Source organism: Lentzea indica (genome assembly GCF_012184385.1).
GTDB lineage: Bacteria > Actinomycetota > Actinomycetes > Mycobacteriales > Pseudonocardiaceae > Lentzea > Lentzea indica.
Map to the genome: position 1 here is coordinate 18,426 of NZ_VSRL01000101.1, position 10,757 is coordinate 29,182.

9 protein-coding genes are annotated in these 10,757 nt (G+C 67.8%); 4 read left to right on the forward strand and 5 right to left on the reverse strand.

Annotated features, from left to right (window positions below; genetic code table 11):
- Position 1 precedes the first annotated feature (1 nt).
- Complete coding sequence (gene ccrA, locus FXN61_RS25725) at positions 2-1,318, reverse strand: crotonyl-CoA carboxylase/reductase (RefSeq protein ID WP_167976604.1); 1,317 nt, start codon at positions 1,316-1,318, stop codon at positions 2-4.
- 65 nt (positions 1,319-1,383) lie between these two features.
- Between ccrA and FXN61_RS25730 the strand changes: the two genes are divergently transcribed.
- Positions 1,384-3,111: an ABC transporter ATP-binding protein gene (locus FXN61_RS25730; protein WP_167976605.1), complete on the forward strand. Its 1,728-nt coding sequence runs from the start codon at positions 1,384-1,386 to the stop codon at positions 3,109-3,111.
- Positions 3,108-4,994, forward strand: a complete 1,887-nt coding sequence (locus FXN61_RS25735; protein ID WP_167976606.1) for an ABC transporter ATP-binding protein — start codon at positions 3,108-3,110, stop codon at positions 4,992-4,994. The genes FXN61_RS25730 and FXN61_RS25735 overlap by 4 nt, the downstream gene beginning before the upstream one ends.
- On the opposite strand, the gene FXN61_RS25740 is transcribed toward FXN61_RS25735, so the two are convergent.
- From FXN61_RS25740 to FXN61_RS25750, 3 genes are all read right to left on the reverse strand, one after another.
- A complete protein-coding gene (locus tag FXN61_RS25740; RefSeq protein ID WP_167976607.1) occupies positions 4,986-5,630 on the reverse strand; it encodes a maleylpyruvate isomerase N-terminal domain-containing protein in 645 nt (214 codons plus the stop codon). The genes FXN61_RS25735 and FXN61_RS25740 overlap by 9 nt on opposite strands.
- A gap of 44 nt (positions 5,631-5,674) precedes the next feature.
- Positions 5,675-6,712: a GDP-mannose 4,6-dehydratase gene (locus FXN61_RS25745; protein WP_167976608.1), complete on the reverse strand. Its 1,038-nt coding sequence runs from the start codon at positions 6,710-6,712 to the stop codon at positions 5,675-5,677.
- Positions 6,713-6,784: 72 nt separating this feature from the next.
- Positions 6,785-7,522: a thioesterase II family protein gene (locus FXN61_RS25750; protein WP_167976609.1), complete on the reverse strand. Its 738-nt coding sequence runs from the start codon at positions 7,520-7,522 to the stop codon at positions 6,785-6,787.
- 52 nt (positions 7,523-7,574) lie between these two features.
- Here FXN61_RS25750 and ligD point away from each other — a divergent pair, with 52 nt between their 5' ends.
- Positions 7,575-8,519 (forward strand): non-homologous end-joining DNA ligase, encoded by a 945-nt coding sequence (gene ligD / locus FXN61_RS25755; protein ID WP_167976610.1) that lies wholly within the window; start codon positions 7,575-7,577, stop codon positions 8,517-8,519.
- 21 nt (positions 8,520-8,540) lie between these two features.
- Positions 8,541-9,440, forward strand: coding sequence for a DNA polymerase domain-containing protein (locus FXN61_RS25760; protein WP_167976611.1), 900 nt, complete (start codon positions 8,541-8,543; stop codon positions 9,438-9,440).
- Here FXN61_RS25760 and FXN61_RS25765 read toward each other — a convergent pair.
- Positions 9,419-10,195: a hypothetical protein gene (locus FXN61_RS25765; protein WP_167976612.1), complete on the reverse strand. Its 777-nt coding sequence runs from the start codon at positions 10,193-10,195 to the stop codon at positions 9,419-9,421. The two genes, FXN61_RS25760 and FXN61_RS25765, sit on opposite strands and share 22 nt — an antisense overlap.
- Positions 10,196-10,757: the final 562 nt, after the last annotated feature.

Below are 10,757 nucleotides of genomic sequence, written 5' to 3' on the forward strand. Positions count from 1 at the left end.
TTCAGGAGCGGAATCGGTTGATCGCGTCGATGTTCCTGTCGCGCAGCTCGTGATCCAGCACCCCCAGTCCCTCGGACGGCGCCAGGCACAGCACGCCGACCTTGCCCTGGTGGGCGTTGCGGTGGACGTCGTGCGCGGCCTGCCCCGTCTCGTCGAGCGAGTACACCTTGGACAGTGTCGGATGGATCTTCCCCTTGGCCACCAACCGGTTCGCCTCCCACGCCTCGCGATAGTTGGCGAAATGCGACGAGACGATGTGCTTGAGGTTCATCCACAGGTAGCGGTTGTCGTACTGATGCAGATATCCGGACGTGGACGCGCAGGTGACGATCTTGCCGCCCTTGCGCGCCACGAACACCGAAGCACCGAACGTCTCACGGCCGGGATGCTCGAACACGATGTCCGGGTCCTCGCCACCGGTCAGCTCACGGATGCGGGCACCGAACCGCTTCCACTCGCGCGGATCCTGCTCGTGCTCGTTCTTCCAGAACCTGTAGCCCTCCGCGGATCTGTCGATGATCAGCTCGGCGCCCATCGAGCGGCAGATCTCAGCCTTGTCCGGTGATGACACGACGCAGACAGGTGTCGCACCACCGTTCAGGGCGAACTGCGTGGCGTAGGAACCGAGTCCGCCGGACGCGCCCCAGATCAGGACCGTGTCGCCCTGCTTCATGTTGCCGCCGTTGACCGACACGAGCTGCCGGTAGGCGGTCGAGTTGACCAGGCCGGGCGAGGCAGCTTCCTCCCACGTGAGGTGCTCGGGCTTCGGCATGAGCTGGTTCGCCTTGACCAGCGCCAGATCGGCCAGACCGCCGAAGTTCGTCTCGAAGCCCCAGATCCGTTGCTGCGGATCGAGCATCGTGTCGTTGTGGCCGTCCGGGTGCTCCAACGGCACGTCGAGACAATGCGCGACAACGCGGTCGCCCGGCTTCCACACCGTCACACCGGGACCGACGCGCAGCACGACACCGGCGAGGTCGGAACCCACCACGTGGTAGGGCAGGTCGTGCCGGCCGCCCAGCTTCCGGAGGAACCCGAACGTGGACACCGGCTCGAAGATCGACGTCCAGACGGTGTTGTAGTTGATCGCGGAGGCCATGACGGCGACCAGCGCCTCACCTGGCGCGAGCTCCGGTGTCGGAACGTCCCGCACCTTCAACGACTGCCGCGGATCCTTGGCCGGGGTCGGAACGCCCGCGAACATCTCCGCGTCGCTCTCCTCGACCACCGCCGCGCGGTAGCACTCCGGCACGGGCAGGGCCTCGAAGTCCTGCGCCACCGCGTCGTCCGATTCGATGGCGCTGAGGATTTCGCTCATGCACTAGACGGTAGGAGGGCGAACGCTAGGGAATCTCCGCGAGAAACTGAGGTCTGCTGGTCCGTGTGCTCGTCAGATTCCTGAACCACCACCTCCGGCCGTACCGGGGACCGCTCGTGCTCCTGGTGGTGCTGCAGCTGGTCCAGACGGCCGCGACCCTGCTGCTGCCCACGCTCAACGCGCAGATCATCGACAACGGGGTGCTCCTCGGCGACGCCGGCTACATCTGGGGCACCGGTCTCACCATGCTCGGGGTCGCGGCGGTGCAGATCCTCACCGCGAGCGGCGCGATGCTGCTCAGCTCCCGCATGTCCGCGGGCCTCGGCAGAGACCTGCGCGACAAGGTGTTCCGCAAGGTCATGTCCCTGTCGGCGCGCGAGGTCGACCAGATCGGCGCGCCGTCGCTGATCACCAGGACCGTCAACGACGTCCAGCAGGTCCAGAGCATCGTGCTGACCACCGCCGACGTCGCCGTGTCGGCGAGCATCATGTGCGTCGGCGGCGTCGCATTGGCGCTGGTGCAGGACGTTCCGGTGTCCACGATTCTGATCGCACTGGTCGTGGTCGTGATCGTCGGCCTCACGCTGATGCTGAAGCGGCTCTCGCCGTTCTACGAGGCCATGCAGAACCACCTCGACCGCATCAACCACCTGCTGCGCGAGCAGATCACCGGTGTGCGGGTGATCCGGGCGTTCGTCCGCGACCCGCACGAACGCGGGCGCTTCGACGCCACCAACCGCGACCTGTACGGCACGACGCTGCGGGTCGGGCGGATCATGGCGACACTGCCGGTGATGGTCATGACCGTCATGAACGTGCTGACCGTCGCGATCATCTGGTTCTCCGGTCACCGCATCGACGATGGCGGCATGCAGCTCGGCGCGCTGCTCGCGTTGCTGTCCTACGTCACGCTGATCATCGTCGCGATCATCATGGCGATGCTGGTCTTCACCGAGGCCCCGCGCGCCGCCGTGTCCGCGGTCCGCGTGAACGAGGTGCTGCAGGCGGAATCCAGCGTCGCCGAACCCCGGCGGCCGATCACGGAGATGGCCACGCGCGGGCATCTCGAGCTGCGCGGCGCAACGTTCGGCTATCCGGGCGCGGAGAAGCCGGTGCTGCGCGACATCGACCTGGTGGCGAGGCCCGGCGAAACGGTCGCGATCCTCGGCAGCACGGGCAGCGGCAAGTCGACGCTGCTGTCGCTGGCTTTGAGGCTTTACGACGTCACCGGCGGTGAGGTGCGGATCAACGGCGTGGACATCCGCGACCTGGATCCGTTGGCACTGCATCGAGTTGTCGGATACGTACCACAGAAGGCGCACCTGTTCAGCGGCACGATCGCGTCGAACCTCCGCTACGGCAAGGAAGACGCCGACGACGAAGAACTGTGGCGCGCGCTGGAGATCGCGCAAGCCGCCGAGTTCGTGCGGCCGCTCGGGCTCGACGCGCCGATCACGCAGGGCGGTTCGAACGTCTCCGGTGGACAGCGGCAACGGCTCGCCATCGCACGAACTTTGGTGCGGCGGCCCGAGATCTACCTGCTCGACGACTGCTTCTCCGCGCTGGACCTGCGCACCGAGGCCCGGTTGCGCGCCGCCCTCGACCGCGAACTGGCCGATGCCACGATCCTGCTGGTCACCCAGCGGATCAGCACGGTCGAGGCGGCGTCGCGCGTCATCGTGCTGGAGGACGGCCAGGTCGTCGGCTCCGGCACGCACGCCGAGCTGATCGGCACCAACCAGACCTACCGGGAGATCGCCCTCTCCCAGCCTGCGGGAGGGTCCGTCCGATGACACTGGTCGCAGATCCCGAAGTCCCCGTAGAGGTCGAGGAACGGCGTGAACCCAGCACCACCAAGAGGCTGTTGGGGTTGCTGCTGCCGTACCGGGGCAAGCTGGTGGTGATCGGGCTGCTCGCGGTCGTGTCGATCGGGCTCAACCTGCTCGGCCCGATCCTGCTCGGCCGCGCCACCGACCTCATCTTCACCGGCCTCGTGAGCCGCACCCTGCCCGCCGGCGCCAGCGAGGAGCAGGTTCTCGCCCAGCTGCGCGAACAGGGCAAGGACACACTCGCCAACGTCATCAGCACCGTCGACGTCGTGCCCGGCCAGGGCGTCGACTTCGGCGCGCTCGGCCAGTTGCTGGTGCTCATCCTCGGCCTGTACCTGGTCGGGTCGCTGTGCATGCTCGCGCAGGGCTGGGTCGTCACGAACATCGTGCAGCACGCCGTTTACAAGCTGCGCGAGGAGATCGACGCGAAGCTCACCCGGCTTCCGTTGTCCTACTTCGACCGCAACCCGCGCGGCGAGGTGCTTTCCCGCGTCTCCAACGACGTCGACAACCTGCAACGGACCGTGCAGCTCTCGATCGGCCAGATGCTCACGTCGGTCGTCAGCGTCGTCGGCGTGCTGGCGATCATGCTGGCGATCTCCGTCGAGCTCGCGGTGCTGGTGCTGATCTGCGTGCCGATCGCCCTGGTGCTGGCCGCGTGGATCTCCAAGCGCGCCATGCCGAAGTTCGCCGAGCAGTGGCAGTCGACCGGCGCGTTGAACGCGCACGTCGAGGAGATGTACAGCGGACACGCGGTGATCACCGCGTTCGGCCGCCAGGAGCAGGCGGCCCGCGAGTTCTCAGAGCGCAACGAGACCATGTACCGGTCCTCGTTCAGCGCGCAGGCGATCTCGGGCCTGATCGGGCCAGCGACCCGGTTCATCACCGACCTCAACTACGTGCTCGTGGCCGTGGTCGGCGCGCTGCGGGTGGCCGGCGGAAGCGTGTCGATCGGTGACGTGCAGGCGTTCATCCAGTACTCCGGCATGTTCTCCCGGCCGATCATCGACGTCGCGAACTTCTCCGGCCAGCTCCAGTCCGGCCTCGCGTCGGCCCGGCGGGTGTTCGAGCTGCTGGACGAGCAGGAGCAGTCACCGGCGCCTGCCAGGCCCGCGACCGTATCGCCGGTGCGCGGGCACGTCGAGTTCTCGCACGTCTCCTTCCGCTACACACCGGAAAAGCCGCTGATCGACGACCTGTCGCTCACCGCGGCGCCCGGCAGGCTCGTCGCGATCGTCGGGCCGACCGGCGCGGGCAAGACGACGCTGGGCAACCTGCTGTTGCGGTTCTACGACCTCGACGGCGGGCGGATCCTGTTGGACGGCACGGACATCACTCACCTGACCCGTGAGGATCTCCGGTCCGCGATCGGGCTCGTCTCGCAGGACACGTGGCTGTTCGAGGGCACGATCGCCGAGAACATCGCCTACGGGCGGCCCGGTGCGACGCGGGACGAGGTCGTCGAGGCGGCTCGGGCGATGTGCGTGGACCGGTTCGTGCGGTCGTTGCCGGACGGCTACGACACCGTGCTCGACGAGGAGCACGGCGGGTTGTCAGCGGGTGAACGGCAGCTGATCACGCTGGCGCGCGCTTTCCTCGCCCAGCCCGCGATCCTCCTGCTGGACGAGGCCACGTCGTCGATCGACACCCGTACGGAGGTGCTGATCCAGCAGGCGATGGCGTCGTTGCGGGCAGGGCGGACGAGCTTCGTGATCGCGCACCGGCTGTCCACGATCCGCAACGCCGACCTGATCGTCGTCATGGACCAGGGTGCGGTCATGGAACGCGGCACGCACGCGGAACTGATGGCGGCCAACGGGTTCTACGCCCGGCTGTACTCAGCCTAGAACGTACGGGATCCGAAGGTCGCCCAGCTCGGCGCGCTCCGCTTCGGTCGGGGCGCGCCTTCCCGTTCCCACCAGCAGAACGTCCTTGTCCTGCCACGAAGCCGGGAACGGCGTGCCGGCGATCCGCTCCAGCGTCTCGCGGCACCGGGCCAGCGACGCCGCGTGCGGCTCGCGAGCGCCCGGCAGGTGCATGATCAGGTCGAGGTGGTGCAGCGTCCACTCCCAGACGTAAGCACCCAGGTAGTCGGCCGAGCTCAGCACCATGTCCTGAGTGCTGACCTTGAGCGTCGGATCGGCCAGCTGCGCCGCACGCACAGCCGCCGAGCCGACGTCGTCGACGTGGAACTTCAGCATCCACGGCTCGCCGTAGGCCGCGGCGAGCCGGACGATCAACGCTGACAGCGGATCATCGGATGGCTCGTCGGAGACCTTCCAGTAGGTCACCGCGTCGTGCGTCACGGGGTCCGCGGTGGGCGTCACCAGGGTGATCAGCACGTCCTGCGCGTCGATCACGAAGTGGCACACCAGGTCCCGCACCAGCCAGCCCGCGCACCCCGACGGTTTCCCGAAGTCGTCGTCCGAGAGCTCGCTGACGGTCTTGAGCAGATCGGCCAAAGAACGCGAAAAAAGATCCACAGCCGCAATCCAACCAGCGGCTGTGGATCCCGGCGAGCTGGTTTCTACCAGCTGGCCGCGGCGAGCAGCTCGCCGTACTGGTGCTCTGTGGCGACGTGCTTGAGGTCCGCCTCCACCATCATCTTCATCAGCGACGAGAAGTCGACCTCCGGCTTCCAGCCCAGCTCGCCGCGCACGCGGGTCGTGTCGGCGCAGAGGATCTCGACCTCGGCCGGGCGGACCAGCACCGGGTCGATGTAGACGTGGTCCTCCCAGTTGAGGCCCACGTGCTCGAACGCCAGGCGCACGGCGTCGCGCACCGAGTGCATCTCGCCGGTGCCGACGACGTAGTCCTCTGGCTCCTCCTGCTGCAACATCATGTGCATCGCGCGCACGTAGTCGCCGGCGAAACCCCAGTCACGCAACGCGTCCAGGTTGCCCAGCGCCAGCTTGTCCTGCAGACCCTGCTTGATCTTCGCGACGCCGAGCGAGATCTTGCGGGTCACGAACTCGGCACCGCGGCGCGGCGACTCGTGGTTGAACAGGATGCCGCCGACCGCGTACATGCCGAACGACTCGCGGTAGTTGCGGGTGATGAAGTGGCCGTACGCCTTCGCCACACCGTACGGGCTGCGGGGGTGGAAGATCGTGGTCTCGCGCTGCGGGGTCTCCGCCGCCTTGCCGTACATCTCCGACGACGACGCCTGGTAGAAGCGGATGTTCTTGGCCGAGGCACCGTTGTGACGGCTGCTGGACAGGCCGGAAACGATGCGGATGGCCTCCAGCACGCGCAGCACGCCCATGGCGTTGACCTCGGTCACGAGCTCCGCCTGCTGCCACGACATCGGCACGAACGAGATGGCGCCGAGGTTGTAGACCTCGTCCGGCTGCACCAGGTCCACAGCGGACACCAGCGACGCCTGGTCCATCAGGTCACCGTCCACGAAGGACAGCTCCGACATGAGCCTGGAGACCCGCATCTTGTGCGGGTTCGCCTGTCCCCTGACGAGTCCCCAGACCTCGTAGCCCTGCTTGAGCAGGTGCTCCGCGAGATAGGACCCGTCCTGCCCGGTGATCCCGGTGATCAGTGCGCGCCTGGTCATCCCGTTTCCTCTCATCACCTTTGCCAAGGTCCGCAAACGGGACGGACCTGAATCCCTTGCAAAATTAGGGGTTCAGGCACTAGGGATTTCGCCGGAAACGAGAGCGGCGACCGCACTCCTGTTGCCGGAAAGAAAGAAATGGTCACCGGGGAACACCTTCAGCGTGAAAACACCGCTCGTGCGCTCACGCCACAGCTCCACCTCGTCCACGGAAGCCTTGGGATCTGCGTCGCCGGTCAGGGCGGTGACGGGGCACGTGAGACGGGGTCCCGGCCGGTAGCGGTAGGTCTCCGCGGCCCGGTAGTCGGCGCGGATCGCCGGCAGCACCATCCGCACGAGCTCCTCGTCGTCGAACACCCGCGCGTTCGTGCCGGCGAGCTTGCGGACCTCCGCGATCAGGCCTGCGTCGTCTTTCTGGTGCACTCGGTCGTCGCGGACGATCTGCGGTGCGCGGCGGCCGGAGACGAACAGGTGGTCGGGTTCGTTCCTGAGGGCCACCTCGAACGCGATCATCGCGCCCATGCTGTGGCCGAGGAGGTGAAGCGGGCGGTCACGGGTGAGCAGGGGCGCGATCTCGTCCGCGAGCCCGCGGATGTCGTCGATCAGCGGCTCTGACCTGCGGTCCTGCCGTCCGGGGTACTGGACAGCGACCAGCTCGGCCTTGCCGTTCAGGTACTGGGCGAACGGCTGGTACCAGCTCGCCGCGCCGCCCGCGTGCGGGAAGCAGACCAGCCGGGGAGCGTTGCCGGGTGCCTCGGTGAGTCGCCGCAACCAGAGGCCGGTGTCGAGTGTTGACGCCACGTTTGGCATGCAAGCACCGTTTGCGCTGAGGAAACGCCTGGAACGAGTTAGGTTGTCGGGTATGGGCAAGTCTCCGGCTGTGGAGCTCGAGGTGGAGGACCGCGTCGTGCGGATCTCCAACCCCGACCGCGTCTACTTTCCCGCGCGCGGCGAGACGAAACTGGATCTCGCGAACTACTACCTGTCCGTCGGTGACGGAATCGTCCGCGCGCTGCGGGAACGGCCGTGCATGCTGCACCGCTTCCCCGAGGGCGTGACCGGCGAGAAAGTGCACCAGAAAAGGCTTCCGCACGGCGCGCCGCCGTGGGTGCGAACCGTGCGCGTGCATTTCCCGCGCTACAACCGCCATGCGGACGAACTCTGCGTCTCGCACATCGCCGACGTGATCTGGGCCGTGCAGATGTCCACAGTGGAGTTCCACCCGTGGAACTCGCGTGCAGCCGACACCGAGAAGCCGGACGAGTGGCGCATCGACCTCGATCCCGGTCCCGAGTGTTCTTTTGAGCGCGTGCGGCGAGTGGCCTTGGTGGCGCAGGAGGTTCTGGCCGAGCTGGGCGCCGTGGGGTTCCCGAAGACGTCGGGGTCCAAGGGCCTGCACATCTACGTGCGGATCAAGCCCGAACACGGGTTCCAGGACGTGCGGAAGGCCGCTTTGGCGTTCGCGCACGAGGTCGAACGGCGTGCGCCCGACGACGTCGAGACCACGTGGTGGCGCAAGGACCGCGATCCCGCGCTGGTTTTCGTGGACTACAACCAGAACGCGCGCGACCACACGATCGCGAGCGCCTATTCGGTGCGCGGCTTCCCCGAGGCCACCGTCTCGACGCCGATCCGCTGGGACGAGATCCCGGACGTCGACCCGCGCGAGTTCACCATCGCGACCGTGCCGAAGCGCTACGCCGAGCTTGGCGATCTGCACGCGGGCATCGACGACGCGGTGTGGTCGATCGAGCCGCTGCTGGAGTGGGCTGCCCGAGACGAACTCGAGGTTCCTGATGAACAGTAGCCACATGGAGTTGGGCACAGCATGAAGTTCTCCTCGCTCGACCAGCCGCTGTTCGGCGGCACGGTCAAAGGCGACCTGGTCGAGTACCTGGACTTCGTCGCCGACCGGTTCGTGCCGGTGCTCGCCGGACGGCCGCTCTCGGTGTGGCGGATCCTGCGCGGCCAGGACCCGTTCATGCAGAAGAACGTCCCCAAGTACACGCCGGACTACGTCAAGACCGTCGAGATCTGGGCGGAGGCTTCACACCGCCAGATCAAGTACGCGTTGTGCGACGACAAGCAGACGTTGATGTGGTTCGCGAACCAGCGGGCCGTCGAGTACCACGTGCCGTTGTTCCTCGGTGATCACCAGACTCACATGGTGCTGGACATCGACCCGCCCGAAGGCGCCGGTTTCGACGTGGTGGTCCAGTCGGCGTTCCTGATTCGCGAGGCTCTTGCTCAGGCGGGCTTGTCGGGTGCGGTGAAGACCAGCGGGGCCAAGGGCGTGCACATCTTCGTGCCGCTGGAGAAGCACGATCCCGACGACGTGGCCGCGGCGACGCGGGCGGCGGCCGCGCGGGCCGAGAAGCTCGACCCGTCGTTGGCCACCACCGCCTACATCCGGGCCGAGCGGGGCGGGAAGGTGTTCCTCGACTCGACGCGTGCCTGGGGTGCCACGGTCGTCGCCGCCTACAGCCCGCGGTTGCGGGAAGGCCTGCCGATCTCGTTCCCAGTGCCCTGGGAGTCGCTGGCCGACGTTTCTCCTGCCGATTTCACCGTGCGGACACGGTTCGACGGCGACCCGTGGACCTCGCTGATGCCGGCGCCGCAACGGTTGCCCGACGACCTGATCGCCGAGGGACATGACATCCCGGTCGCGCGGGTCGTCGCGATGCACGAGGGCAAGCGGCGCAAGAATCAGCGCGAACGGGAGAAGTAGGCGGCGATCGCGGCCGCGAGTGGCAGGGTCACGTGGGCGACGCTGGTGAACGTCGGTTCCGCGGCGGACACGTACTCGTTGGCGCGGACCAGCAGTCCGGCGGCGACGACCAGATAGCCGGCGAACCTGGCCACGCCGCTCGTCAGGGTGGCGATCAGCGGCACCACGACCAGCCCGGCCAGGCTGGCATCGATGACGAACTGCGGAACTTCCGCTGACAGGGTCAGGATCGCGTCCAGCAGCAGCAAGGCTGGTGCGACCGTGCTGAGCCACGCCTGTTCCCGCCAGATCCGGTACCCGGCGAGGCCCAGGAGGCCCACGACGGCGAGCAGGAAGATCCAGCCTCGGCCGTCACTGGTCAGCGAGTCCTTCAAGCCTTCAGCCGACGAGACGACCGCCACGCCTGCCGCGCCCAGCACGCCGCCCGCGAGCGCCAGCCACCACGGGCTCGCGAAGCACGCCACGGCCAGGGCCGTCGCGGCCATGCCGAGCAGAAGCCACTGGTGTGTGACTCCGCTGCCGCCGAGGAGTCCGGTCAGCCCCGCGAGCAGGCCGAGTGCGGCGCCGGGAACCCAGGCGTGGTCACGGCACACCAGCACGAACACCGCCGCCACCAGCGCCCACGGCCACAGCGAGGCGAACAGCCAGGTGTTGAAAGCGGCGTCGCCCAGGAGCCTCATCACGCCACCTGGCACGGCCACGAGGCCGATCACCAGCAGTGCGAGCGCCAGACCTGCGACCAGGCGAGGTAGCACGGCTCTGATGGTCGCGGGAGAGAAAGCGGACCTGATCGCGGCGCCTTCCGGTGTACCCGGCACCCGTCTGGCGATCGGCCCGGACACGGCCGAACCCGTGCCGGACGCGGTGAGCCACGCCTGCCGCGGGCCTGCGGCCTCCTTCTCTGCCTCGTCGGTCTTGTCCGTCTCGACCGCCGAGTCGGCACCGGTCGTGGTACGCCGGGTGTCCTTCTCGGTAGCTGTGTCGTCGGCCTCGCTCGGCCTCGCCGGAGTGTCAGACCCGCTGAGTACCGTGGAACGCGGGGGTTCCCAATCAGAGGGGACGCCTGCGTCAGCCTGGTCGGCGACCGAGTCGGCGACCGAGTCGGCGCCTGAATCAGCGCCTGAGTCGGCTGCGGTGGAGCCCGTGGTCCTGGCCGACGCTCTGCCCGAGGCCGAGACGGCACTCTCGCCGCCAGCAGCCCTCCCGCCACCAGCCGCTCTATCGCCGCCAGCCGTTCTCTCGCCGCCAGTCGTTCTTCCGCTGGCAGTCGTTCCTGCGCCGCCAGCCGTCCCCCCGCCAGCAGTCGCCCCCACGCCG

What these genes read in the sequence shown, in the direction of transcription:
- FXN61_RS25760 (WP_167976611.1), top strand. Translation starts at nt 8,541, where the DNA reads ATGAAGTTCTCCTCGCTCGACCAGCCGCTGTTCGGCGGCACGGTCAAA.
- FXN61_RS25745 (WP_167976608.1), bottom strand. Translation starts at nt 6,712, where the DNA reads ATGACCAGGCGCGCACTGATCACCGGGATCACCGGGCAGGACGGGTCC.
- FXN61_RS25750 (WP_167976609.1), bottom strand. Translation starts at nt 7,522, where the DNA reads ATGCCAAACGTGGCGTCAACACTCGACACCGGCCTCTGGTTGCGGCGA.
- ligD (WP_167976610.1), top strand. Translation starts at nt 7,575, where the DNA reads ATGGGCAAGTCTCCGGCTGTGGAGCTCGAGGTGGAGGACCGCGTCGTG.
- ccrA (WP_167976604.1), bottom strand. Translation starts at nt 1,318, where the DNA reads ATGAGCGAAATCCTCAGCGCCATCGAATCGGACGACGCGGTGGCGCAG.
- FXN61_RS25735 (WP_167976606.1), top strand. Translation starts at nt 3,108, where the DNA reads ATGACACTGGTCGCAGATCCCGAAGTCCCCGTAGAGGTCGAGGAACGG.